We start from the raw sequence: 25,799 nt of genomic DNA on the forward strand, positions 1-25,799 counted from the left end.
TGCTGTCCGGCTAGGGACTCGCCAACTCGAGAATGTCGGTGTACGTCTGGGCGGAGACGCTGGCCGTCCCGCCGGTGACGATGACATCCAGCCGCTGGTCGGCGTAGGCGCTCAGGTGGTTGCCCACGGCCGCCGGAACGCCTGTCGGGCGCACGAGCACGGTTGCCGCTCGCAGTCTGGCTCCGAGGACGGACGCTGCCAGCGCATCCGGGTAGTCACGTCCCGTTGCGACGACGACCCGCCGGGGCCACAACCCTTGAGTGATGCCGTACTGCGCGACTGCAGCGGACACTTCATAGCGGTCGAGCCCGTCGATGCGTTCGGTGGCGCCCACCTTGGCTGCAACTGCCGGCTTCATGCTCGTCGTACCGCCAAGGACGATGACGCTTCCCGCGCCTACTTCGGCCAACGAGCTTGCAGTTGCTGCGGGAACGACATCATGGTAGGTCAGCAGAATGGGCGCGCCTTGCCAGGCAGCGAGGGGGCCAACCGAGAGAGCGTCGGCAAACGCGTAGCCATTCGCCACATAGACGGTCTCAGGTGGGCCCGCCTCGGCGCGCAGGCGGGACGCCACTTTGCGTGCCGTCTCGAAGCGATCTTCGCCGGAGATGCGCTCGATGCTCTTGATGCCGGCTCTGCCGAGGGCGGTCTCGACATCCTTGCTGACGCTGGCCTTGCCGCCAACGATGACGGCCTTGGTGGCCTTGAGATTGCCCTTAATGGTGGTTCGCGTTGCGGTTGGCAATTCCGAGAGCTTCGTGAGCAGGATGGGAGCGCCGAGTGCTTTCGCGAGGGGCGCGGCAACAAGGGCATCTGCGGCTTTCTCGCCCGATGCGATCACCACGGTCGAGCACCCTTGAGGAAACCCGTACTTCGCGATCTCCGCCGCAGTGCCGTACCGGTCTTCGGCGGCCAGTCTCCGTCCCCGGAGCGTGAAGTCGTTGCCGAGCGGTCCTGAGTCCCCCCAGAGGAACATGCCGAGCGCTTCGATAGAAGGCTCGTTGTTCCATTCGGTGAAGAGTATCTGGTCGTCTTCCTGACCGTCCGTGACCAGGTGAATCTCGTGATAGAGGAGACCGTCGAGGCCGGGATCGATGATGCCCTCATTGGTCCAGCTGGCTCCGTTGTCCGCCGAGACGTACTTGGTGATCCTTCCACCGCAGTCTTCGTAGGTCCGGTCTCCGCCGCCCGTGCCGTCGGTCCCACCGAGTTCGAAGTACGCGGTGAGCGTCCCGTCGGGTTCTAGGCGCCACGCGCCGCAGTCGAAGAAGTGGTCAGTCGTGCAGATGTCGGTGATCGTCCACCCGGAGCCGTTCCAGCGGGCGAACCGCCATCGGTACGACGACGGACCTGAGCCTCTACCCTGAAGCCACATCACACAGGGCACACTGGTCCCGTCTTCGCCGGCCAGCGAGAAGTTGGTGTAGTCGAGGGGATCTTTCATGATCACGCACGAGGTCGCCTCGGCTGACGTCATCGGGATCGGCAGCGCATCGCCTGCAGCGTTGCGCCAGACCTCGTTCGAATCACGTTTCATGTAGTAGACGTTGTGCCGTCCCCAGGTTCCTGCGTAGTACTCGTACCAGTTCACGTTCATCCACGCGACGTGGATCGTGTTGTCCGGTCCCTCGCGGAAGGCCGGGTACTCGCCGATAGGGTAGTCGCCGTGGAATATGTCGCTCTCTTTGGTCCAGCCCGTTGTCGTGGCGGTCTGGGACCGTACGATCCACGCGGCCGGGCTCTTCCTCCGATAGAACAGCGTGCCCGTTCCCTCCTCGGTGCGCACGAGCTGCGGATATGTGGTGGTGCTGCCGAGAGTCTCGCCGGCCCCCCACTTGTCGATGCGCAGGGGGTACTTCGAGATCGACTGCAGCAGCGGCTGGTGATGTGGGCCGAAGAAGACGTGGATGTACCCGCCTCGATCGACGAATATCGCCGGCGCGCCGTGGGAGTCTTGGGTGTTCGGGTTGTCGCCGACACGGTATGGGCCGGACCAATTCCCCGAGACGTGGTCGTAGGAGGACACGTATGGATCGAGTCCGATGCCCTGGTATGCCACGTAGGTCACGTCCCCAACGCGCACGGCCTGCGGCTGGTTCACGATCATGCCCATGACCGCGTTCTTTGGCGCGTCCTTCACGAAGAAGTCCTGGTGTACGGCAGTTGCGGAGGCGACGAGCGAGCCGGCGAGCAAACACGTCCCCAAGCACAGTGCCAGTACCCGACCCGATGTCCTGCGTGCCTGTGCTGCGAGTGACCATCTCACGGTATCGGCTGCTCCTCTATTCGAACCACGTTCCCGGACAGTATTCCGAGCCAGTATGCGTGTGTGTCGGAAGCCGCCGTGCCAACCCATTCGGAGACGGCGATAGTGCCCGGCGGGTCTCCTCGGTCCATTACCAAGGCGTTTGGATCGACCAGATAGCGGACTGACTCCTTCACGTCGTTATACACCACATTAGCTGACGGGTCGTTTGGCGCGGGCGGCGCGTTCTCGTCAATCGGATACATCTCGATCGGGTCAATCACGATCTCAACTCGTGCGCCGCTCACTATCACATCGGTGACGAGTGCCAGGATCGTCGTTTCCGGTACCGGTGTTCTGCCAGGGGAGTCCCCCGGTGACGTCGGAGCGGCTGGCTCGCCGTCCCGGTGGGCTGTCTTGTCCTGGGGCATGTCGCTCTCAGCCGAGGTGCTCCCGACATCGGTAGCCGTCGACTCTGCGGGGTTGGCAGCGCGCGAGGTCTCGCTTCGGCTCCGGTTGGCCAGCAGGGCGATGCCGAGGACGGCAACCAGTGCGAGGGCGAGCAAGGCAAACACGAACTTGCGTGCGCTGGATTCCACGAAACCTCCTTGGCAAGTGTCCTCGGCGAGGATTCTACACGCTCGGAGTGCAACAGCGGGGTCGGGGCAGTCCCGACCTTCAACTGTGCGGAAGCGAGCCGAGTGCGGACTACGCTGGCTCTACGACGCGGACGATGCCCGCGTCCCCGTCGACTTCGACGATGTCACCGGTCCGGATGAAGTGTGTCGCAGGACCGACGTTGACGACGGTGGGGATGCCGTATTCGCGGGCGATGATCGACCCGTGTGAGAGGAGCCCGCCCATGTCCACCACGATTCCGGCGGCAGTCAGGAACAACGGCGCCCAGCCCGGGTCGGCGTACGGGGCGACCAAGATCTCGCCGGGCAAGACGCGCTGGTCATCGGCTGCGTCCCGGATGACGCGCGCGGGTCCGCGAGCCGTGCCGCGTGCGACGCCCAGACCCGTGAACTCGCCGTCGCTGTCTACACGCAACAGGTCCTTCTCGCCCGCGTCCCATTCGCCGATGACGACGGGGGGCGGCGTGACCGACCGGTTGCGCGCGTCCTCGGCCCTGCGCCGTGCAATGATCGGTCGCGCGTCGATCTCGCCAGTGCGCACCTGCTCGACCTCGTCCCATCGCAGGAACCAGATGTCGTCGGCGCGTCCGACAACACCTCGTTCGGCCAGTCGCGCTCCGAGGGCGAGCAGCGTGATGCGAATCGCGTAGATGTATCGAACGCCCTCGCTCTTGACGTTCTCACGCGTTGCCGCGCCTTCCCGTGCCGACTTCGTGAGTCGGGCGAACGCCGCGCGTTTCATCGGATTGCGGATGCGCCGGGCGCAAGAGCTCTCGAGCGCCCGAGCCTCCTCGGCACGATGCTGCTGGTCGCGGCGCGGGTCGAGCATCTGCATGTCTTCCAGGTAGCCGAGGACAGTGGTCAAGACGTAGTCGGGGCGGTCACGCCAACGAGGGTTTGCGAACTCGAACTCGCCGCGGGAATGGTGACCATGCCGGTTCATGAACTCGTCCCACATGCCAAGGAAGATGGTTGCTGACTCCGAACCCTTGGTGCCCGAAGCCTCGAGCATCTCCCGTGCCGCACTCCAGGACTCCGCGTCCGCAAGGATGTCCTCGACCGTCGGGTGCACGCGGGAATAGGCGCCGAGGTCCCACATCGATCGTCCCGCCTCCGCAGAGGCAAGGCCGCCTTGGCCAGCCAGCAATCCGTTCGCTGTCGAACCCGTCGTGTCGTCAAGCCACCGCCTGCACGCGGAGGACAGGCTCGAGAACTGGACCATCGCCATGCCTGCGAATCCGAGCATACCGGAAATCGTCTCCAGGCCGCCGACGAGTCCGTCCGCGAGAGCGGTCGCGTTCGCCTCATCGATTCCGGACGAGACCTCGTCAATCGCCTTGTGGGCCGTCTGCCTCAGCCGGACTGTGAAGCGACGGGCCCTGCGGGGTCTGAACCGCCATGCCCACAGCATCAGGCGCGGCACGCCAACCACAAGACGCCATCTTGAGGTCAGAACCTCGTCCGTGTTCCCGGACAGGGCGTCAGGTGGCAGCTCTATGTAGGACTGCATTCCGCCGAGGAGTCTCTCGGCATCCATCGTCGACGCAAACGGGAGCGCCCGGAAGCTGCGGCTGATGAGCGATAGGTTGAAGTAGGCTCTCCCGGCGACGAGCCCGATGACTCGTCGTGCGTCGATTCGCACCCCGAGGTCTCCAAAGAGCCCGTCGAACAGCTCCTGTACGAATCGGTAGATCACCGACCACGTCATCGGCGTAATCACGTCCGGCAAGATCTCACCGGTGTTGAGGTTGGACCACACAGTCCTGCTGGCGCTATCGTCCCCCGGGGAAGCTTCAGTGGAGGAAACGTCGATCGTCGTGATCGGTCTGGCCTGGAGTACCCACAGCTGTCCGGTCTCGTACGCCCACTCGACATCAGCCGACGTGCCGATGACCTTCTCGGCGCGAAGTGACATCCGCGCCACGGCTAGGGCCGTGGCGTCGTGGATGGCGGGTCGTTCGGCACGTGAGGAGGTCACGAAGTGCTCCCGGGAGCGTTCATCCTCTGTGACTGCGACCTCGATGTCCTTTCGTGTCACCGAGCGGTCTAGGAGCTCGAGGTCCGGAAGGGAGAAGATGTGGCGGTCTGGTGTCACTTTGCCCGAGACGACACCCTCCCCGAGACCGACGCAGGATTCGACGATCACGCGTCGCGCGCCGCTGACCGGATCGGCGGTGAAAGCGACTCCGGCAGCTTCGGCCGGAACAAGCCGCTGCACTATGACGGCCATCGCGGCGTTCTCGTGCGCGATGCCTGCACGCACGCGGTACTGGAAGGCAGATATGGACCACAGGGACGCCCAGCAGTGTTTCACGCGCTCCAATGTCTCATTCGTGGAGGTTGCGAAGTACGTTCCGTGCTGTCCGGCGAAGGAGTGCGACGCGAGGTCCTCGGCGAGTGAAGATGAGCGTACGGCGACCGGGAGCTTTCGCATCGCGGCATGCAACTCGGATATGTCGGTGGCGAGGGCGGCATCGAGGGGTTCGGCGATGATGGCCCGTCGCACCTCGGCAAGCACGCTGTCAACCGCAGGTGCGGCCAGCATTCCCGTGCGAGAGGAGCCGAGCTCGCGAAGACGTGACTCGATGAAGGTGAGAAGCCCGGAACCGCGCACGTGAGTGAGGTAGACCGAGGCGGGGACGACGAATCCCTCGGGTACGGGCAGTCCCGACGAGGCAAGCCGGGCCAGCATGGCGGCCTTGGGCCCCATCTCTTCGGGCACGTACGCGGTTAGTGGAAGCAACATGCGGCCTCCATGGTTATTTCGGGGCTCCTGAGGTATTGGTGCCCGTTTCTTGGTATCGGCATGCCGGGCGTGTCGCCTGACATGCCGAAGGTGTATAGTCATCATATGAGCGAACGTGCATATGATGCGGACTCCACGGGCGACCTTTGCGAAGCGGTCGTGTCTGACGAGGCGGCGGTCTCTGCGGCGCGCAAGCACGTCCCCGGAGACGAGAGGGTTGCAGCCACCGCAGCGATGTTCGCAGCGCTGGCCGATCCCACCCGCCTGCGCATCCTGCTTGCGCTCGGATGCTGCGAGCTGTGCGTGTGCGATCTCACCGCGTTGACCGGCATATCCCAGTCGGGCGTGAGTCACCAGCTCAGGTTCCTTCGCGATCTTCGGCTCGTGGCGTTTCGTCGGGACGGGAAGCGGGCCCTCTACCGCCTGACCGACGACCATGTCGCCACTTTGCTTGCGCAGGGTGTTGCCCACGCCGAGGAGCGGGAGACGGAGGGTCCGCGGTGAGACGTGACGCGGGCACGACCTCGTCCGGGATGGACACGCGCGAGATACCCGTGCTGATCCCGTCGCCCGAGCACTGCAGCGCCTGTACGCTCAAGCTCGAGGAGGCCGTCGGAGCGCTGTCTGGCGTGGGTTCGGTTCAGATAGACTCCGCCGCCTCCGTGCTCAAGGTGACCATCGACACGTCGCAGCTCTCCTTGGCGGACCTGGTGTCGGAGGTGGAACGGCTCGGACACGAGGTGGCGAACGCGGTGGGACACGTCGCCTACCGCATCACCGGTCTCGATTGCCCCGACTGCGCCCGCACGGTGGATGTGTCCGTCGACCACCTGGACGGCGTCCTGTCGGCCTCCTTGAACTTCGCCAGCGGCACGCTTCTAGTGGAGTACGACCCGTCGGTGGATCCACGGCCTGACATCGTCGCACTCGTGCGGCGCATGGACTACGGCATCGAGTCGCTCGGGGACGCCGCGGGGCGGCCGGTGGCGGAATTCCGACTCGGCGGGTTGGATTGCCCGGACTGCGCGACCAAACTGCGCGACCGCATCGGCGGCGTGTCCGGTGTGAGCGAGGCCTCGCTGGACTTTGCGACGGCGCGGCTGCGCGTCGGCTACGACCCCGCCGTCACTTCTCCGGAAGCCCTTGTCCGAGCCATTTCCGGTGCGGGCTACGCGGTTGAGCTCGTCAGGGGCGCTGACACCGGGGCGGCTCGCGGGCCAACGTGGTGGGAGATTCGCCGAGGAGATGTTGCAGCGACCGCAAGTGGCGTGCTCATCGCCATCGGGTGGCTTCTGGGCCGGATGGGCGACCCCTGGCAGATGGCGTCGGTGGTTGCCTTCGCGCTTGCGATCGCGTCCGGAGGGGCGCTCGTCTTCCGCCGAGCGCTCATGTCGCTGGCGGCCCGTTCGCTCGACATGAGCGTGCTCATGAGCGTGGCTGTCATCGGTGCTGCGGCGCTGGGAGATTGGCTCGAGGGAGCCACGGTTGTGTTCCTGTTCGCGGTGGGAGGTCTGCTTGAGTCCCGGTCCCTCGGGCGGACTCGCAGATCCATCCGCGATCTGATGGACCTATCCCCGGAGACGGCACGTGTCGTGCGTGACGGTCTCGAGTTTGAGCTCTCACCGTCGGAAGTCGTCCCCGGGGACCGTGTGCGGGTACGCCCGGGCGAGCGGATTCCTCTCGACGGGACGGTCGTCGAGGGGTCGTCGGCGGTGGATGAATCACCCATCACGGGTGAGTCGGTGCCGGTTGTGAAGAGCACGGGGACCCCGGTGTGCGCGGGCACCCTGAACACGATGGGGCTGCTCGAGGTCGAGGTGACCGCGCGAGCTGGCGAGTCGACGCTTTCCCGCATCATCTACCTCGTGGAGGACGCACAGGCGCGCCAGGCCCCCTTCCAGCGACTCGTCGACCGCTTCACGCGCTACTACACCCCCGCGGTCGTAGGGTTCGCCGCGGCGATCGCGGTACTGCCGCCTGTCCTTGGCGGACTGCTTGGCCAATCGTGGGGCTCGCCCCAGGAATGGATCTACCGCGCACTCGTGCTCCTCGTGGTCGGATGTCCGTGTGCGCTTGTCATTTCGACTCCGGTGGCCGTGGTCAGCGCGATCACCCGCGCCACGCGAGATGGCGTGCTCGTCAAGGGCGGCGCATTCCTGGAAATGGCGCCTCGCATCGCCGCTGTGGCGTTCGACAAGACCGGGACGATTACCGAAGGCCGCCCGGATGTGGTCGAAGTAGTGCCCGTCGCAGATCTCGACGAGAGCGGCGTACTTGGCCTGGCCGCACGGCTTGAGGCACACTCCACCCACCCCTTGTCTGCGGCGGTGCTGCGCGCGGCAGGCCCGGTTGTTTCCGAGATACCCGACGACCTGCGAGAGATTCCCGGTCGCGGCTTGCTCGGTCGCATCGCCGGGCAGGTCTACGGTGTTGGAAGCTCTCTCCTCGCCGAGGAGTACGGCTTCATGACACCCGCGGTCGCGGTGGCGGTCGAGCGGCTCGAGAAGGCAGGGTCTACGGCGCTGATCGTGGGGCTTGCGGGCGAGAATCCCGCTCCGATCGGAGTCATCGGTGTGGCCGATCGCGTCCGCCCCGGTGCGGCAGCAGCCGTGGACCGGTTGAAGGCGCTTGGCGTGCGCCACCTTGTGATGCTGACGGGGGACAACGAACGGACTGCCGAAGCGGTGGCGGCGAGTGTCGGACTGAGTGAGTACCGTGCGCGCTTGCTGCCTCAGGACAAGATTCGGGTCATCGAGGAGCTGCGCGAGCGCTACGGACCGGTCGCGATGATTGGGGACGGCATCAACGACGCGCCTGCGCTCGCGCGGGCCGACATCGGGATCGCGATGGGCGCGGCCGGCAGCGACACGGCGCTCGAGACAGCCGATGTCGCGCTCATGTCAGACGATCTCGGGGCGGTGCCGTCATTCCTTGGCCTGGGAAGGCGCACGGTTGCGAACATACGGCAGAACGTCTGGGTTTCCGTAGGCGTGAAGGCGATAGTGCTGGTGGCGGCGGTTGCGGGCTATGCGCCGCTGTGGCTTGCGGTCTTCGCCGACACCGGAGTCGCATTGCTCGTCATCCTCAACGGGCTCAGGCTGCTACGTGCGGGCCGATTCGCTTGAAAGCTCGTCCGCTGAGTGCCAGCGCTGCGGCGGCAAGGGCCATGAGAGCCGAACTGACCCAGAACGGCGCGGTGTGCGATACCGTATCCCAAAGCAGTCCCGCGACACTGCTCGCCGGCAGCGCGGCGAGCCCCAGTGCGAAAGTGTAGCTCCCGATTGCTGTGGCGCAGGTCTCGGGGGGAACGAGATCGACCACGAAGGCCCGCGCCATACCCTCGGTCATGGCGTACGGCACGCCGTACAGCGCGAAGAGCACCCACGGCGCCCATGCCGAGGACATCGCAGCGAACCCGGCATAGACGACCGCGTACAGGGCGAAACCGCCGACGAGCACCGGTCGCCTGCCGATGCGGTCGGAGATGGTGCCGATGTGCATTGCCAGCGATGCACCGACAACGTTGAAGGTGAAGTACGAGAGCGGGATCAGTGCCGGTGCGAGCCCGAGATCCTGGGCGCGCAACACGAGCATGGCATCGGAGGAGTTGCCCAGGGCGAATACCGCTGAGATGGTGGTGAAGACTCCGAAGGGCAGCCCCAGATTGCGGAATCGGAGCCGGGGCCGCCCTCGCGTCTCGGGAGACGCTGGTCGGTCGCGAACAGCGAGTAGTAGGACGACGATGGCGAGAGAACCAGGGATGGCCGAAAGCCAGAAGATCGTCCGGTAGCCATCGGGGACGAAGGTGAGCACTGCCCACGCGATGATCGGGCCGATCGCTGCGCCGACGGTGTCCAGCGCCCGGTGCATACCGAACGCGCGACCTCTCAGTTCAGGGGGCGCTGAGTCGGCGATGAGCGCGTCGCGGGGAGCGGTGCGAATACCCTTGCCCAACCGGTCGGCGAAACGCAGCAGCAGAACCGCCGGCCACGAACCCGTGATCGCGAGCAAGGGCTTCATCACGTTGCTCAGGCTGTAGCCAAGGAGAATGAGGGGGCGACGGCGCTGGGTGCGGTCGGAGAACCAGCCGGAGGCGACCTTGGTGAGCGACGCCGTGGCCTCGGCGATCGACTCGATGATGCCTATAGCGGTGACCGGAGCACCCAAGACGTTGACCAGGAAGAGCGGGAGCACAGGGTACACGAGTTCCGAGGACGCGTCGGTGAGCAGGCTCACGATTCCAAGAGCGCGGACATTGCGCAGCTTGTGCGGCGTCCCGTCAACACTGTCGGTGGTGTCGTTCGGCGCGCCCATTGCCCCCTCCTTGGCGCTCTTCGATAGAATGCTACATGATAGCGTTCGGGTCGGGGTGAGGACGTTGCCGACCGGCTGAGCGCATTCCGGAGTGACGGGAGGGCCAACCTGCCCATCTGAGCATTCTTGGAATGCGCGGTAGGGAGTCGGGCTGCGGTGTCGAACACTATGAATGCCGGGTATGTCGTGCGCCGGCGACTCAAGGGCAAGTGGCGGGCGCTATTGACGGAAACGCCTGCAAGCAGGCCAAATGAGAATACGAAGCGGAGTCACGGCCTCGGGGAGCATTGGGGGATTCTATGAATCTGGTCCAGTTCAACATCTGGCTCGATACGGTTTTCACTATCATCTATGTGTGTGTGTGGCTGTTCCTCGCGTGGCACTTCTCGATGTCGATCATCAAAGGACGCTTCCGCAAGAGCTTCATCGAGGGACACTGGCCCGAGCACGACAGCCGTCCTCCGGGGCTACCCAAGTTCATCCACGCTCAGCACATGTTCATGATGATCTTGCTCGGCATCTCCGGCATGTACATCCGCTTCCCATACTTCAGCGGTGGCCGCATCGCGATGCGCTACATCCACTACTTCGCGATGATCGTCGTGACGATCAACCTCGTGTGGCGTGTCTGGTACGCGTTCTACTCCAAGGCCCGCGACTACAAGGAGTTCGCGATCGGCAAGAAGGACGTCGCGAGTCTTGGCGGGATTCTCAAGTACTATGGCTACCTCAGCAATGAGAAGCCGCACGTGGCGAAGTACAACGTTGCGCAAAAGGCGGTCTACGACATATTCCTCCTCATGATGGTGCTGATGGCGTTCACGGGATTCGCGCTCGTCACGAAGCAGTTCATCTTCGGCTACAGCCCGCGCGACCTCCTTGTCGGCTGGTGGCTCGGTGCGCTTGTAGGTAGCACGGACCTGGCCGGTTGGTATGCGCGCATGCTCCACTACGTTCTCAACTGGGTCTTCATTATCATGACTACGATGCATGTCTACCTGTCTGCGACCATCGACATCCCGTGCACGCTCGACTTCTTCGGGCTCAAGGAGCTGCCGGTGAATCCGGACGCGTATGGGCACGGCCCCGGCCACGACGATCACGGGGACTCCGATCACAACACGCCACCGACCTTCCCCGCGCCGGTGCAGCACTACTAGCTCGCGTTCGTCGAGAACGGTTCCGGCCCGCATCGGCATCCGCCGGTAGCGGGCCGGACCTTTGAGCGTGGGGGTTGCTATGGTGAACGACGACTTCATGCGGTCTATGGGCGAGACGAATGCGGACACACAGGCATTCGTCGATGGACTTGCGAGCAGGATCGCCAAGGAGAAGGAGCGCCTGGAGGCATCTCTCGCTTCGGGAGAGGTAGAGCCGGTCGGAGGTCGAGCCGACCTCGGTGCGAAACTCGATGACCTGCAGTTCGAGGTCTCGGAACTGCGGGGTATGCTCGAGTCCATGCGCGCGTCGCTTGACTCCCTGACGGACAGCGACCACGAGTAGCGCGAACACGCGGGGTCAGGTCGCCAGGGACTCCGCAGCGAGTTCGGCAGGGGACAAGACCGCATTCAGGCTTCCGGTGCGGTAGCCCTCGAGGTCTTGCGCCACAAATGAGAAGCCAGCCGCCTTTATCGCCGCCGTGACGCTGTCGCGGTTCTCCCACGCCGACTGCATCTCATCGGGCTCCACTTCGAGCCGTGCGACCTCACCGTGCGCGCGCACCCGGAACTGGCGCAGTCCGAGATCGCGGAGCGCGGATTCAGCCGCGGCAACCATGTGCAGCCGTTCCTCGGTGATCTCCTCACCGTAGGGGAAGCGGGACGCCAGGCACGCCATCGAAGGCTTGTCCCAGTTGGGCAGGCCAAGGAGCTGCGCAACCTCGCGTATCTCCTGCTTGGTGAACCCGACCTCACGCAGGGGGCTCACGATTCCGTACTCGCGAGCCGCACGGTTACCCGGCCGGTGGTCCGCCAGATCGTCGACATTCGAGCCGTCGGCCACGATTCCGAGCCCGAGGTGGTCGGCGAGTGTTCTTAGAAGGCCGAAGAGCTCGGACTTGCAGTGGTAGCAGCGGTCCGGCGAGTTGGCGCGAAACGCTGGGTCAACGAGCTCGTAGGTCTCCACCTCGTGCAATCGAAGCCCTAGGTCACGGGCCACGCGCCGCGCGCACTCGACTTCGCTGTCGGGGTACGTGTCTGAGATCGCAAGGACTGCGAGGCAGTTGCGGCCAAGTGCTACGTGGGCGCTGAATGCTAGAAGCGTCGAATCGACTCCGCCGCTGTACGCCACCATGACGCTGTCCATCTCCGCGAGAAGTTGCAGCAAAGCGTCGTACTTGGCGATCGGACTCACGAGTGTGGAGCCTCTCCCAGTTCCGGCAGATGGGGGGTTCAGTATAGTCCCTTCGGTTGCTGCCGTGACCTGACCGCGTGGGTCTTTCCGAACAGCGGCGGCATTTCCCCGAAGAGCGGGAGAGTTGCTGCCAAGCGCGAAGCAGGGCACGATAGACGGGAAGGTGAAGTAGTCCAGATATGCGACTGGCAACGCTTTGGGAGGCGGCATGACGGACAACGGTTTGGACAAGGGATTCGAGCACCTGGCTTCCGAGGAGAGCGTCTTCGCACCACGCGAAGACATTGCGCGCGATGCGATCGTCGGGAGCATGGAACGCTACCAGGAGCTCTACCAGCGCTCTCTCGATGATCCGGACGGTTTCTGGGGGGACATGGCGAGAGAGCATCTCACCTGGATCGAGCCGTTCAAGACCGTAGGGAGCGGCGACTTCGAGAAGCTGGACTACACGTGGTTCGACGGTGGGAAGCTGAACGTCTCGGCCAACTGCCTTGATCGGCATCTCGGGACATGGCGTCGCAACAAGGCGGCTCTCATCTGGGAAGGTGACGACGGGAGTACGCGGACGTTCACCTATCAGCACCTGCACCATGAGGTCTGCAAGTTCGCGAACGTTCTACGCAAGAAGGGTGTCGAGAAGGGCGATCGTGTGGCCATCTACCTCCCGATGGTCCCCGAGCTTCCGATCGCTATGCTGGCGTGCACGCGGATCGGCGCCATCCACTCGGTGATCTTCGGCGGGTTCAGTTCCTCGGCGCTCAAAGGGCGCATCCAGGACTGCGGCGCCAGATTGCTCATCACGGCAGACGAAGGCATTCGCGGCGGCCGCAAGGTGCCGCTCAAGGTCGCCGCCGACGAGGCGCTGTTCGAGTGCCCGAGCGTGGAGGCCTGCATCGTCGTCAAGCGCGGCGCCGGCGACGTGGACATGGAGCCCGGGCGCGACACCTGGTGGCACCAGGAGATCACCGCACCCGAGGTGCGCAAGCGCAACGAGCCCGAGCCGATGGACTCAGAAGACCCGCTGTTCATCCTGTACACGTCGGGTTCCACCGGCAAGCCCAAGGGCGTTCTGCACACGACCGCAGGCTACCTGCTCTACACGACGCTATCGTTCAAGACGGTCTTCGACTACAAGGACGAGGACGTGTTCTGGTGCACCGCCGACATCGGCTGGGTCACCGGGCACAGTTACATCGTCTACGGACCGCTTGCTGCAGGAGCAACGACGATCATGTTCGAGGGCATCCCGACCTATCCCGACCCGGGGCGCTTCTGGTACGTCATCGAGAAGTTCCAGGTCAACACGTTCTACACCGCGCCGACGGCCATTCGGGCGCTCATGCGCTACGGCGACGGGTGGCCGGAGCGCTACGACCTGTCGAGTCTGCGCGTCCTCGGCACTGTGGGCGAGCCGATAAACCCGGAAGTGTGGTCGTGGTATCACCGCGTCATCGGCAAGAGCGCGGTGCCGATCGTCGACACCTACTGGCAGACCGAGACCGGCGGGTTCCTGATCACGCCGTTCCCGGGAGCCACGCCGCTGAAGCCGGGCAGTGCGACCGTGCCGTTCTTCGGCGTGGAGCCGAAGGTGATTCGCGAGGACGGCAGCGAGGCCGACACCAACGAGGGAGGCTACCTCGTGGTCGATCGTCCTTGGCCAGGCATGATGCGCGGAACGTGGGGCGATCCGGACCACAAGCGAATGCGCGAGGTCTACTTCGAGCGTTTTCCCGGGCGCTACTTCACCGGCGACGGAGCGCGACAGGACGCCGACGGGTACTTCTGGCTCCTTGGCCGTGTCGACGACGTCATCAACGTGAGCGGCCACAGGCTCGGTACGGCGGAGGTCGAGAGCGCGCTCGTTTCGCACGAAGCCGTGAGCGAGGCCGCTGTGGTCGGATTCCCGCACCCGGTCAAAGGCGAGGGCATCCACGCGTTCGTCATCCTGCGCGAGGGCCAGCTGCCATCGGAGGACCTGGCGAGCATGCTGAAGGGTCACGTGCGCAAGGTCATCGGTCCCATTGCCAAGCCGGACCGGATCCAGTTCGCACGCGATGTGCCAAAGACGCGTTCGGGCAAGATCATGCGGAGGATCCTGCGCAAGATGGCTGCGGGCGAGACGGACATGGAGGCGTTCGGCGACATCTCGACGCTTGCCGACCCGAAGGTCGTGAAGGAGCTACTGATGGGAGCGGACTCCTACTGACTCTGCGGTCCCGGGCCTCGCTCGGGATCCCAATAGATGTTGCCGCAGCCGCCGCGCTCGTTCGCGAAGATCGCGGCCGCGAACAGGAGGTCGCTCAGACGGTTGACGAATGCCAGCACATCGCTGTCGACAGCGTCTTCCTCGGCCAGGTCGAGCAGCGAGCGCTCCGCCCGGCGCACGACTGTGCGGGCGACGTGCAGCCGCGCCGCCGACTCGCAGCCGAAGGGGAGAACGAAGCCCTCGACGCTGGTCGCGGACATGAAGCGATCGATGGCGGCTTCGAGGACCGTGACGTCGTCGGGCGTGACGACGGGTGTCGCGTCACCGACGGCCTGCGTCGGGGTCGCGGTGTTGCTCGAGCAGTTGAAGAGGCGGTGCTGGGCGAAGTCCAGGATCGCATCGAGTTCGCGGTCGTCCTCGGCGAGCATCTCGAGGCAGGCCCGTGCTAGACCGACTGCGGAGTTCGCCTCGTCGAGCGTGCCATACGCGGCGACTCGCGCGGAGTTCTTGGTGACGCGCGATCCGTCTGCAAGTGACGTCTCGCCCTCGTCGCCTCGGCGCGTATAGATCGGTCCGCTCATGAGGTTCTCCCGTCTCCCATATGCTCTTGCACCACTCTAGCGGAAGCATTCCCCTCACAGCGTCCGGTCACGCGCTGGTACACTTGGCACGTACAGCTGCCAAGGAGGCGCAATGTTCGGTATCGGCCCGATGGAACTCCTCATCCTCGTCACCATCATCGCACTCGTGTTCGGCCCGGGTGCCGTCGTGCTGTGGATCCTCACGCGTGCGAAAGACGCTGCCGCGCCGCCCGCGCCGCCTATGCACGACAACGCGCTCGACATCGCGCGCGAGCGGTACGCGCGAGGCGAGATCGATGCTGAGCAGCTCGCGGAGATCACGCGGACGCTGGGCTACGATGACGATGCCGAATCGCCGGACGAGGGTCCGGTCTCCAGCAGCTGAGCCGTCGGTCTCCCTAGCGCAGCTTCCGGAGCCGCATCGCAAGCTGGCCAAGGAGACCCGCTTCGCGCGGCACTTCGCCGGCGGCATCGGTGAGGCGGAAGACGTCGTGTGCCGTGCCTCCGCGAGTCGTCGCAGTGACCGACTGGATGTCGAGTCCGGACTCGGCGATGGCCCGGGCGATGTCGTAGAGCAGCCCGACCCGGTCGGCGGCGTGTACGACAAGCACTGCGGCGAACGGGTCGTCGGTGTCGATTGTGACCTTCGGCCGCGCCTGCGATGACGGGCGATAGTGCCGCTGCCGTTCCGCAAGCCTCACTCCAATGGCGAGTCGCCCGCGCAGAGCTGCGCTCAGGTTGCGCTCCAGGCGTGTCCAGCTCTGCGGGTCGACAGCGGCCAGCGTTGCGGAACGCACCGTGAAGGTGTCGAGGGCTATTCCTTGGCTGGTCGAGGTCGCTTCCACGCCAAGGATGTCGAGCCCGGAGAGAGCGATCACACCGGCGAGCGTTGCGAACAGGCCTGTGCGGTCAGGAGTGGCCACGGCAAGCCGGTACGCGCCGTCAAAGGGCCCGAGCGTCACCTCGGTGGCGCTGGTTCGGGGGGCTCCTGCCGCGCTTGCACGGGCGACGAGCTCGGCGTGGCGGACGACGTCGGCCGGAGTCCGATCGGAGAGGTAACGGACATGTGCGTCGAGCACGAAGGCCCTGCGTCTCCCGTCGGTGTCGCCACGGACGAGCGAGAGAGCGGCGGTGCGCACGTCTTCGGCACGCGCTGCCATTCCCGCCCTGTCGACGTCGTTTGACAGCGCAGCGTCAAGCCGGGTCACCAGCTTGCCAAGGAGGGCCGCGTGCCAATCCGACCATGCGCCCGGTCCAGTCGCGATCGAGTCGGCGACCGTCAGGACGTGCAGGGGGGCCACGAGACTGCGCTTCCCTATGCGATCGGCTGCCAGGAGGACGGCGTCCTCGTCGTCGAGATCCCGGTGAGTGGCTGTGTCTGCGAGGACCAGGTGGTTTTCAACGAGACTGGATACGTCGCCCGCGCGGTCTGCGAGTCCGAAGAGGAGTGCGGTTGCGCGGGCGGCGGTCGCTCCTCGCTCGGCATGGGACGGCCCGGGTTGCTCCTTGCCGATGTCATGGACGAGTGCGGCAACGATCGGGACGCGCATGTCGGGGATGGCTGTCACCGAGCGCGCGGTCACGGTGTCGACACCCTCGCGGCCAGCGGCAACGTCGCCGATGATTGCTGCCGACGCGAGACAGTGGGCACCGACGGTCAGAGTGTGCGCGAGTCCCGGACGGCGCAGCGTCATGAGCGCGCGCATACCGGGAATGAGATGATCGAGCCTTCCCGACCATGCCGCCTCCTCAAGGGCGGGAAGCGCGGTGCGACCGGTGGCAAGTGACTCGACGATCTGCGCGGGGGACAGTCGCGCAGTCTCTGCCGGTCTCTCGCGGAGAGTTCGGCGTCGGGCTCGGTCGACCAGATGAAACGTGTCGGCAAGTGCCTGCTGGACACACTCCAGGTTGACCCGGGCGCCTGAGACCACCTCCTCGTCGAGCGTCGGTCCGGCTCCGGCGAGCTGGAGTTCCCACCGCGCGGTGGCGACTGCATCAGCTGCGGCATTCAGCCGCTCGAGTTCCGCGGGCTCGAGCACGCCAAGCGAGACGAGCGCGGAGGGGTCGGATTGCGGCGCCCCGGTGAGCACTGCGGCCGTCCAGGTGAGTTCATCGAAGTCGCGCCGCCCGCCCGCGCCCTCTTTGAGGTTAGGCTCAAGCAGGTACGGCGAGCCTGGCCGGGGTCGGCTGTGGAGCTCGCGCAACACCCGCGTTCTGCGTTTCCGGGCATCGGCAGCGCAGGCGTGAAGGACGTCTGCACCCAGCAGGTCGTCCCCGGCGATGGTGCGACCCGATAGCGTGGCAGTCAGCGTCGGCATGTCGGTGCGAACCGCCAGAAGCTGCTGCTTGCGGGTCCGCACCTGGTGGCCGACCTTGAGTCCTGCGTCCCAGAGCGGGTAGAGGAGGGCTTCGACAAAGGGCTTGAGGGTTGCCGGACACGCGTTCGAGATCACCAGCAAGTCGAGATCGCTGCCGGGAAGGAGGGCGCCGGACCCGTATCCCCCAAGCGCGATGAGCGCCCAGGACGTTTGCGCGTCCAGGGACGTAGCAGCCTTCCCGGCGAGGTCGGCAAGCGCCTCGTCGGCCAGGCGAGCCAACCGCCGCGCCGAGGCTGTCCCCGGCACGGCGGTCGATATGAGTCTCTCTCTTTGCGAGAGGTGGTCTTGCATGTGCGAGTCGCCGGCTCCTAGAGCGCGTCCGGGCCGCGCTCGCCCGTGCGGATGCGGACCGCACTCTCGCAGTCGTAGGTGAACACCTTGCCATCGCCGATCTTGCCGGTGCGGCCGTGCTCGATGATGGCGTTCTCGACCTTTGCCGCGAGCTCGTCATCTACGACGACCTCGATCTTGACCTTGGGTCGGAAGTCCACTGTGTACTCGGCACCCCGGTAGATCTCGGTATGGCCCTTCTGGCGGCCGAACCCTTTGACCTCGTAGGCGGTTAGTCCGGCGACACCGAGGGCGTTGAGTGCGTCCTTCACGTCCTCGAGCTTATGTGGCTTGATGATCGCTTCGATCTTCTTCACGGTAGGGCTCCTTCACTGGGTCGTCGAAAGGTTGCGTAGCGCCAAGGCGACCGCTAGGCCGTCGTGTCTGTCAGGACGAAGTCTGGGTAGGCACGGTTGCCGTGTTCACCGATGTCCAGGCCCTCGAGCTCCTCTTCCTCGCTTACGCGGATGCCGATGATCGCCTTGATGCCAAGCCATGCGACCATCGACGCGGCGAACACCGCTACGCCGACGGCCGCGATCCCGGTGAGCTGGCTCAGAAGCAGCCCCGTGCCGCCGCCGAAGAACAGGCCGTCCCCGGTCGTCCCCGGCATGAAGACGTCCTGAGCGAACAGTCCTACCGCCAATGTTCCGAAGATGCCGCCCATGCCGTGCACGGCGATCGCGCCTACCGGGTCGTCGAGGTGGACCTTGTCAAGGAACAGCACGCCGAGAACGATCAGAATGCCCGCGAGCGCGCCGATGATGAGCGAGCTCGCGACACTGACGTAGGCGCAGCCGGCCGTGATTCCCACGAGTCCGGCGAGTGCGCCGTTGATGGTCATACCCACGTCCGGCTTGCCAAGAAGTCGCCATGCGATGGCGGTCGCCGCGAGTGCTCCGGCGGCAGCAGCCACGTTCGTCGTCACGATGATGCGCGAGATGGCGTCAGGATCGGCGGCCATCGTGGAGCCGGGGTTGAACCCGAACCACCCGAACCACAGCACAAGGCAGCCGGTCATGGCGGAGGTCATGTTGTGACCTGGGATCGGGCGCACGCTTCCGTCCTTGGCGTATTTGCCGATGCGCGGGCCAAGGACGAGGACACCGGCGAGCGCCGCCCACGCACCGACGGAGTGTACGACTGTCGAGCCTGCGAAATCGAAGAAGCCGAGTTCCGCGAGCCAGCCGCCGCCCCAGATCCAATGGCCGATGACCGGGTAGATGAAGGCGACGAGGATGAAGGAAAACACGATGAAGGACACGTACTTGATGCGCTCGGCGACCGCACCCGAGACGATAGTCGCGGCGGTTCCGGCGAATACGAGCTGGAAGAAGAACTTCGCCAGAAGCGGAACCCCGGTCCAGCTCATTGCCGAGTACACGCCGGAGTAGGCGTCCCCGACGGCCGGACTGTTGTCGGCGCCGCCCGCGAAGAACAGTCCCTTGAGGCCGATGAAGGCGTTGCCGTCGCCGTACATGAGCCCCCACCCGATGACCAGGAATGCGATGGTGGCCACGGCGAACACCACGAAGTTCTTCGAGATGATGTTCACCGTGTTCTTCGCGCGGGCGAAGCCCGACTCCACCAGGGCGAACCCGAGGTTCATGAAGAACACCAGCATGCCCGCAATGAGCACCCACATGGTGTCTACTGCGACTTTCATGTCCATGCGTACCCTCCTCTTGGAGCCAGAACCATCGGCCCCAGTGCGATGTCTCGTACTACCGTGAGAATCGCCGAGGAGTGTTTCGAGCGCGTTGCGACGGAGTGAATCCTGATGGTCGATTGCCGGACTCGGGGTGGCGACTACCGCTCGTAGGCGACGAGCGTCACACCGCTGCCTTCGGGCACCTTGGCGCCGGCGTGCGGGAACTGCCGCTCCACCAGGGTCTCGCCGCCACGGTCCTCGGCGATGCGCACGATCTCTTCGCGCACCGAAAGACCCGCACGCCTGAGCAGGGAGTTGGCGATACCGACCTCCATGCCTCGAACGTCGGGGACATCAATGGGAGCCGCCCCTTTGGACACGGTCAGGTCGACCGTCTCTCCGAGCTTCGTGTCCGTGCCGGGAGACGGCTCCTGGTCGATGACCAGACCTTCCTGGTAGCGGTCGTATTCTTTCGAGATGCTCGTCCGGAATCCGATGTCGTAGACGAACTGCTTTGCGTCCGTGTCCCACATGCCAAGGACGGGCGGTACCGGGGCACTTTCGGGGCCCTTCGAGACGAGCAGCGTGATCTTCGTGCCCCTGGGGACCCAGAAGTCGTCGGAGGGGTCCTGTCCACAGATCTCACCGACGTCCATCCGGTCGTCGAAGACGCGCCTGACCCGGCCGCTCCTCAGTCCTGCGTCCTGGAGCGCACGACGGGCGGCGTCCTCGTCTTCGCCGATGACGTACGGAAGCATCACGAGGTCCGGACCGGAGATGACGATATGGACGCGCGCGCCGGCCACGGTGAGGTCTTCGGCGCGAGGCTTCTGCTGGATGACGACGCCCTGAGAGCCTTTTGCGTTCTCGTCGAAATCGACGTCCCCGAGGCGGAAGCCTGCGTCGCGAAGCACGATTTCCGCCTGTTCGCGCGAATACCCGCTCACGTCGGGGACGGGCGTGTCACCCTTCGCGGTCACGGTGCATCCCACGAACATCATCAAGAGAATCAGAGCTACCGTTCCAAGGCAGCCGAACCGTCGGGACATTGCCGGAATCCCCTACCCCTATCGCGCACCGGCGTGCCGGTGGCCGCTGAGTGTCATGAACACTATACAACTCTGGAGCGGTGGACCGCGTTGCGATAGGATACGAACATACGTTCGCTTTCGCTGGCATCGTACAATAGAGATTCGTCCGGAAACGCTAGTCGGCAGTGAAGGAAGGTCCTCTCCCGTGCCAATCGACTCCATCTCGATCCGAGGAGCCCGCGAGCACAACCTCAAAGGATTCGACCTCGACATACCCCGCGACCAGCTCGTCGTCATCACCGGACTGTCCGGTTCAGGCAAGAGTTCGCTCGCGTTCGACACGATCTACGCCGAAGGGCAGCGCAGATACGTGGAGTCGCTGTCCGCGTATGCGCGCCAGTTCCTGGGCCAGATGGACAAACCCGATGTCGATCACATCGAAGGCCTGTCGCCGGCGGTCTCTATCGACCAGAAGACGACCTCGAAGAACCCACGGTCCACGGTGGGGACTGTGACCGAGATCTACGACTACTTGCGATTGCTGTTCGCGCGCATCGGCGTGCCGCACTGCCCGGTGTGCGGGCGGCCGATCGAGCGGCAGACGAGCGATCAGATCGTCGACCGCATCATGGAGCTTCCCGGAGGCACCAAGTTCCAGGTGCTCGCACCCGTGGTCCGCGGACGCAAGGGAGAACACGAGAAGCTGCTGGACGAGCTCAAGCGTGAGGGCTTCACGCGCGTGCGCGTTGACGGGCAGGTGCGGTCGCTCGATGAGGAGATCGTTCTGGACAAGAAGTACCGTCACGACATCGACGTCGTGATCGATCGACTCGCGATGAAGGAGGGGCTCGGTTCGAGGTTGGCCGAGAGCGTCGAGACGGCGCTGCGCCTTGCTGCGGGCACGCTGGCGATCGCGGTCGTCGACGGCGAGGAGACGTCCTACTCTCAGGCCCTCGCGTGCCCGGTTCACGGCGTGTCGATGGACGACCTTGCGCCGCGCGACTTCTCGTTCAACTCGCCGTACGGTGCGTGTCCCGAGTGCGCAGGGCTGGGCTCGCGGCTCGAGGTCGACCCCGAACTGGTGGTTCCGGATGGACATCGTTCCTTGGCAGATGGAGCGATCAAGCCGTTCTCCTCGGGAACGCAGAACTACTACCCGGCACTGGTGGCGGCCGTGGCCAGCCACATGGGATTCGACCTGGACGTGCCCTGGAACGACCTGCCCGAAGCGGTGCGCGATGCGCTTTTGAACGGGCTCGGTGACCAGCGTATCCGCGTCGACTACACCACCCGCGACGGTCGCGAGACGCACTGGTACTCCCGGTACGAGGGTGCGGCCAACGCGATCGCACGTCGCCACGAGGAGACCGAATCCGAGGGCAGTCGTGAGAAGCTCGAGGAGTATATGGCGGTCATCCCGTGCAAGACGTGCGGCGGCGCGCGCCTCAAGCCGGAAATCCTTGCGGTGACGGTGGGCGAGCGCAACATCAACGAGGTGACAACGCTGTCCGCCAAGGACTCACTCGCGTTCTTCGAGTCACTCGAGCTGTCCGAGCGCGACGGGCAGATCGCAGGCCGGGTGATCAAGGAGATCGTCGAGCGGTTGCGATTCCTGGTCGATGTGGGTCTCGACTACCTCACGCTCGACCGCGGGACGGCCACTCTGTCGGGAGGGGAGGCGCAGCGAATCCGGCTCGCCACACAGATCGGCTCCGGCCTCATGGGCGTGCTCTACATCCTCGATGAGCCGTCGATCGGCCTGCACCAGCGTGACAACGCCCGCCTCATCGCCACGATGGAGAGGCTGAGGGACCTCGGCAACACCGTGATCGTGGTCGAGCACGACGAGGAGACGATACGGGCCGCAGACCACGTCATCGACATGGGTCCCGGTGCCGGCGAGCACGGCGGTGAGATCGTCTGCACAGGCGTGGCCGAGGACATCATCGCGTGCGAGGACTCCCTCACCGGGGCCTACCTGGCCGGCCGCAAGCGCATAGCCGTGCCCGTGACGCGCCGCGCTCCCGGACGCGGCGCAATTCTGCTGACCGGTGCGTCGGAGCACAACCTCAAGACGATCGACGTGGAGATCCCACTCGGGACATTGACTCTCGTGACGGGCGTCTCCGGGTCCGGCAAGTCCTCGCTCGTGGCCGACACACTCGCGCCGGTGCTCACGAATGCCGTCTACCGTTCGCGAAGGCGTACCGGGAAGCACGAGCGCATCCAGGGTCTCGAGAGCGTCGACAAGGTCATCAACATCGATCAGTCACCCATCGGGAGAACGCCCCGGTCGAATCCTGCGACGTACACCGGCATGTGGGACGACGTACGGTCACTGTTTTCGTCGACACCCGAGGCGAAAGCGCGCGGCTACGCTCCGGGGCGGTTCTCCTTCAACGTGAAGGGCGGGCGCTGCGAGGCGTGCAAGGGCGACGGGCAGATCAAGATAGAGATGCACTTCTTGCCCGACGTCTACGTGCCATGCGAGGTGTGCACGGGCAAGCGCTACAACCGGGAGACGCTTCAGGTCACCTACAAGGGCAAGAACGTGAGCGCCATCCTGGATATGACGGTCGAGGAGGCACTCCACTTCTTCGAGAACATCCCGCCGATCAAACGCAAGCTCCAGACACTCTTCGACGTCGGCCTCGGCTACATCCGTATGGGACAACCGGCCACCACGCTCTCGGGCGGGGAGGCCCAGCGCGTCAAGCTCGCGAGCGAACTGCAGAAGCGTTCGACCGGACGCACGTTCTACATCCTCGACGAGCCCACAACGGGGCTGCACTTCGACGACGTGCGGCAGCTCCTCGACGTGCTCACGCGCCTTGTCGACCTGGGCAACACGGTGCTGGTCGTCGAGCACAACCTGGACGTGATCAAGAGTGCCGACTACGTGATCGATCTCGGCCCCGACGGCGGCGACGCAGGCGGAGAGGTCGTCGCGACGGGAACGCCGGAGGACATCGCCGTCAATCCGAGTTCATATACCGGTCGGTTCCTCGCGCCCGTGCTCCGCGGGGATGCTGCGACGGTTGCGCCGGCGCGAGACTGAACGCGCAGGAAATGCTGCGCGCCGCACGCCCCATCCTGCGATAATGGAGTCGCATCGACCTGCGCGAAGCACGGGAAGGATGGCGTCGCTCCTTGGCTGATCGGAACCGTCATCGGGTGATGTGGCTCGCCGTGGCAGCGGTCGGTCTCATCGCTCTTGTCGTGCTCGGCGCGTCCTTCTATGCGCGCGGCGGGGGACCGGTGCCATCATGGTTCCCCTTCCAGTCGCGGCTGGGGGACCCGCTCTCAGCCTCTGGGCCTGCGGAAACCGCACTGCGGACCGTGCGCCTCGCCGGCTTCGAGCGCGCGGTTGTGGGGAATGGCGACGGTACCGCAGTGATGCGGCTGGAACTCCCGCAGGTCTCCTCGGCAGCCGATGTCGAGATCGCATGGCAGACGGGCTTCGCGGCCCTGGCTGCGGCGTATCCCGGCGACGACCGCTACGCAGTCCAGGTCTTCGATGGCTCCCGGTCGCTTGTTGAGGTGCGCGGCAAAGGTCGCGCGATTCGCGCGGCAGTCGAAGCAGACGATGGCGACGCGCTTCGGGACGCAGTGGAGTTCGTCTTCCTGTCCGAGGAGGGCGTCGATGGATAGCCGTATCGTCCGCGTGCTTCTCGCATCGTTCCTGGCGGTCGTGTCATGCGCGCCGGCGGTTGCCTCTCCCTCGGCCGGCGGCTACGAGCATCAGTGGCAGGCGCAGGGCATGATGATCGGTGAGGTTGGAGCCACGAGCCTGCGTGTCGTGGACTCAAGAGTCGAGCTCAGCTACGAGAAGAGCGCCTTCCGGGGCGAGATCGTCTACTCCGACGTGCTCGGCATACGCGATACCGAGGGCACGGTCTCGCAGGAGTCCTCAATCGAGCTTCGTCTGACGGGCACGTCTCTGCAGGGTGGCACCGCCGCAGGCGGGACCTTCTCCGGGACGGCGACGCTGAAGCTGCGCGATGCAGCGAATCTCGATTCAGCTATCGCCGAGGAGATCGTCTCGGCCGCAGCACGTACGGAGACGTACGACGTCGGAGGACACTGGGGCGCGACTCTGTCGGGGACAATGGCCAGCGGCGAGGTCATATTCGAGCGTGCTGCGATTGCTTCCGGGAGCGGTTCGGCCGGACGCGACGCGGCGTGGTTCAACCGCGCGGCGATCGCGAACCCCGACATGCTCGGTGACCCGCAGCTCTTTGCCGCGCGTGTCAGCGGACTGACGTCCGCATCTCCGGGTGATGGCGATGGCGGTGAAGACGGCGACTCCGGGACTCCCTCAGACGGGGCATCGTCAGGGAACTCGGGCTCGGCAGCCGGCACGGGCGGGGAGTCGGTAGTGGTCTACATCCTCAAGGGCATCCGCGGCGGTGACCTGGCGAGGCCGGTGCCGATCCCCGACGAGCTTGCCCGCGCAGCGCGTGACCTTGCCGACGCGCGCCCTGTGGGGGCGACCCCTCTCCCCGACAACTCCGTGGCCATCGACCGGGATATCGCCGGGGCCTACCTCGATGCCAAGAATGCCGCCGCGGGCCTGCTCTCCGAGGACGGACCGTCCGGCCCGGTCGTCCAGTCCTTGGTCGACGCTGTCGCAGGTGCGCGCAAAGGCGTAGCAGGGATTGCGGCCGTCGATCCGGATGAGGATGCCGGTACGGTGTGGTCGCAGCGTGCAATTTCCGCTCTCGAGCCGCGAATGTCATCGCCCGGAGCGCAAGAGCTCGCTGACCAGCTGCGCGGGATAGCGCCGGGGGCCGACAGGGAGACCGTCGGCGCCTTACGCGTGTGGACACTCGCAGCGATCGCAAGTGGCGTGGACTCGTCGTACGGGTCGGTTCTGGAAGGGACGCACAGCGTGGCTACCGAGGTGGAGAGCGCTTCTCTCGCAGAAGGCGCTCCGTCGGATGCCGTGCTGGCAGCAGCCGATGATCCCGGCGCGCCGGAGACGGCGCTCGTGGTCAGCGGCTTTGTCAGGGAACCTTCGCTCGACACGAGTGCTACGGCAGATGGCGAGCTTCTGCCGAACCGCGTGCTCGCCACGAGCGGCAGCGGGAGCAAAGGAGGCGACGGGCTCGCGTATCTGTCGTCCGCAGGCCCGCGCCAGGTCGATCCGGACGTCTGGCTGGCACACCGACGAGGAGACGGCACGGCTTTGTGGCTGGCCGGCGAGGGCGCCGATGTCGCGTTGCGCGATGTGTCCGTGCGTGGCTGGGCGTTCCGCATCGAGCGGGCGGCGCTTGTGGACGCATCACGGTGCGGGCGCATGCTGGCCGTCTTCGCCGCGAGATAGC

The 25,799-nt window shown here is 65.4% G+C and carries 19 protein-coding genes; 9 read left to right on the forward strand and 10 right to left on the reverse strand.

Translation table 11 applies throughout. From position 1 onward, the window contains the following. Positions 1 to 10: 10 nt before the first annotated feature. The 3 genes from Q8K99_09000 to Q8K99_09010 form a co-directional block, all read right to left on the reverse strand. Positions 11 to 2,266, reverse strand: a complete 2,256-nt coding sequence (locus Q8K99_09000) for a cell wall-binding repeat-containing protein (protein MDP2182690.1) — start codon at positions 2,264 to 2,266, stop codon at positions 11 to 13. Continuing rightward, complete coding sequence (locus Q8K99_09005) at positions 2,263 to 2,844, reverse strand: hypothetical protein (protein ID MDP2182691.1); 582 nt, start codon at positions 2,842 to 2,844, stop codon at positions 2,263 to 2,265. Before Q8K99_09005 ends, Q8K99_09000 begins: the two co-directional genes overlap by 4 nt. A gap of 109 nt (positions 2,845 to 2,953) precedes the next feature. Then, on the reverse strand, positions 2,954 to 5,629 hold the full coding sequence (locus Q8K99_09010; GenBank protein MDP2182692.1) for a PEP/pyruvate-binding domain-containing protein: 2,676 nt from the start codon (positions 5,627 to 5,629) through the stop codon (positions 2,954 to 2,956). A gap of 105 nt (positions 5,630 to 5,734) precedes the next feature. Here Q8K99_09010 and Q8K99_09015 point away from each other — a divergent pair, with 105 nt between their 5' ends. After that, a complete protein-coding gene (locus tag Q8K99_09015; GenBank protein MDP2182693.1) occupies positions 5,735 to 6,133 on the forward strand; it encodes a metalloregulator ArsR/SmtB family transcription factor in 399 nt (132 codons plus the stop codon). Then, on the forward strand, positions 6,130 to 8,754 hold the full coding sequence (locus Q8K99_09020; protein MDP2182694.1) for a heavy metal translocating P-type ATPase: 2,625 nt from the start codon (positions 6,130 to 6,132) through the stop codon (positions 8,752 to 8,754). Before Q8K99_09015 ends, Q8K99_09020 begins: the two co-directional genes overlap by 4 nt. Here the strand turns inward: Q8K99_09020 and Q8K99_09025 are convergent. Beyond that, positions 8,723 to 9,943 carry an MFS transporter gene (locus Q8K99_09025; GenBank protein MDP2182695.1) on the reverse strand — a complete coding sequence of 407 codons (1,221 nt, stop codon included), beginning with the start codon at positions 9,941 to 9,943 and terminating at the stop codon, positions 8,723 to 8,725. The genes Q8K99_09020 and Q8K99_09025 overlap by 32 nt on opposite strands. A gap of 299 nt (positions 9,944 to 10,242) precedes the next feature. Between Q8K99_09025 and Q8K99_09030 the strand changes: the two genes are divergently transcribed. Together Q8K99_09030 and Q8K99_09035 are read left to right on the forward strand one after the other, a co-directional pair. Beyond that, positions 10,243 to 11,103, forward strand: coding sequence for a cytochrome b/b6 domain-containing protein (locus tag Q8K99_09030; GenBank protein ID MDP2182696.1), 861 nt, complete (start codon positions 10,243 to 10,245; stop codon positions 11,101 to 11,103). Positions 11,104 to 11,182: 79 nt separating this feature from the next. After that, entirely contained in the window at positions 11,183 to 11,446 is a 264-nt protein-coding gene (locus Q8K99_09035) for a hypothetical protein (protein MDP2182697.1), read from the forward strand. 15 nt (positions 11,447 to 11,461) lie between these two features. Here the strand turns inward: Q8K99_09035 and larE are convergent, their stop codons facing one another. Further along, positions 11,462 to 12,295, reverse strand: coding sequence for an ATP-dependent sacrificial sulfur transferase LarE (gene larE, locus Q8K99_09040; GenBank protein MDP2182698.1), 834 nt, complete (start codon positions 12,293 to 12,295; stop codon positions 11,462 to 11,464). A gap of 208 nt (positions 12,296 to 12,503) precedes the next feature. On the opposite strand from larE, the gene acs reads away from it, so the two are divergent. Beyond that, positions 12,504 to 14,501 (forward strand): acetate--CoA ligase, encoded by a 1,998-nt coding sequence (gene acs / locus Q8K99_09045; protein MDP2182699.1) that lies wholly within the window; start codon positions 12,504 to 12,506, stop codon positions 14,499 to 14,501. Here acs and Q8K99_09050 read toward each other — a convergent pair. Further along, positions 14,495 to 15,082, reverse strand: coding sequence for a cob(I)yrinic acid a,c-diamide adenosyltransferase (locus Q8K99_09050; protein ID MDP2182700.1), 588 nt, complete (start codon positions 15,080 to 15,082; stop codon positions 14,495 to 14,497). The two genes, acs and Q8K99_09050, sit on opposite strands and share 7 nt — an antisense overlap. 112 nt (positions 15,083 to 15,194) lie before the next feature. Here Q8K99_09050 and Q8K99_09055 point away from each other — a divergent pair, with 112 nt between their 5' ends. Then, positions 15,195 to 15,467, forward strand: a complete 273-nt coding sequence (locus Q8K99_09055) for a hypothetical protein (protein MDP2182701.1) — start codon at positions 15,195 to 15,197, stop codon at positions 15,465 to 15,467. 13 nt (positions 15,468 to 15,480) lie between these two features. Here the strand turns inward: Q8K99_09055 and Q8K99_09060 are convergent, their stop codons facing one another. The 4 genes from Q8K99_09060 to Q8K99_09075 all read right to left on the reverse strand — a co-directional run bounded on the left by Q8K99_09060 (position 15,481) and on the right by Q8K99_09075 (position 20,490). Next, on the reverse strand, positions 15,481 to 17,751 hold the full coding sequence (locus Q8K99_09060; GenBank protein ID MDP2182702.1) for an ACT domain-containing protein: 2,271 nt from the start codon (positions 17,749 to 17,751) through the stop codon (positions 15,481 to 15,483). Positions 17,752 to 17,768: 17 nt separating this feature from the next. Beyond that, a complete protein-coding gene (locus Q8K99_09065) occupies positions 17,769 to 18,107 on the reverse strand; it encodes a P-II family nitrogen regulator (protein ID MDP2182703.1) in 339 nt (112 codons plus the stop codon). A 53-nt stretch (positions 18,108 to 18,160) separates the two neighbouring features. Continuing rightward, positions 18,161 to 19,462, reverse strand: a complete 1,302-nt coding sequence (gene amt, locus Q8K99_09070) for an ammonium transporter (protein ID MDP2182704.1) — start codon at positions 19,460 to 19,462, stop codon at positions 18,161 to 18,163. A 137-nt stretch (positions 19,463 to 19,599) separates the two neighbouring features. Beyond that, positions 19,600 to 20,490 carry a PASTA domain-containing protein gene (locus tag Q8K99_09075; protein ID MDP2182705.1) on the reverse strand — a complete coding sequence of 297 codons (891 nt, stop codon included), beginning with the start codon at positions 20,488 to 20,490 and terminating at the stop codon, positions 19,600 to 19,602. Between the two features lie 187 nt (positions 20,491 to 20,677). Between Q8K99_09075 and uvrA the strand changes: the two genes are divergently transcribed. The 3 genes from uvrA (at position 20,678) to Q8K99_09090 (ending at position 25,798) form a co-directional block, all read left to right on the forward strand. Next, on the forward strand, positions 20,678 to 23,530 hold the full coding sequence (gene uvrA / locus Q8K99_09080) for an excinuclease ABC subunit UvrA (protein ID MDP2182706.1): 2,853 nt from the start codon (positions 20,678 to 20,680) through the stop codon (positions 23,528 to 23,530). Positions 23,531 to 23,622: 92 nt separating this feature from the next. Further along, positions 23,623 to 24,123 (forward strand): hypothetical protein, encoded by a 501-nt coding sequence (locus Q8K99_09085; protein ID MDP2182707.1) that lies wholly within the window; start codon positions 23,623 to 23,625, stop codon positions 24,121 to 24,123. Continuing rightward, the gene (locus Q8K99_09090) at positions 24,116 to 25,798 is read left to right on the forward strand and encodes a hypothetical protein (GenBank protein ID MDP2182708.1); all 1,683 of its coding nucleotides are present in this window, start codon (positions 24,116 to 24,118) and stop codon (positions 25,796 to 25,798) included. The genes Q8K99_09085 and Q8K99_09090 overlap by 8 nt, the downstream gene beginning before the upstream one ends. Position 25,799 lies beyond the last annotated feature (1 nt).

This window comes from Actinomycetota bacterium (genome assembly GCA_030682655.1).
Lineage (GTDB): Bacteria > Actinomycetota > Coriobacteriia > Anaerosomatales > JAUXNU01 > JAUXNU01.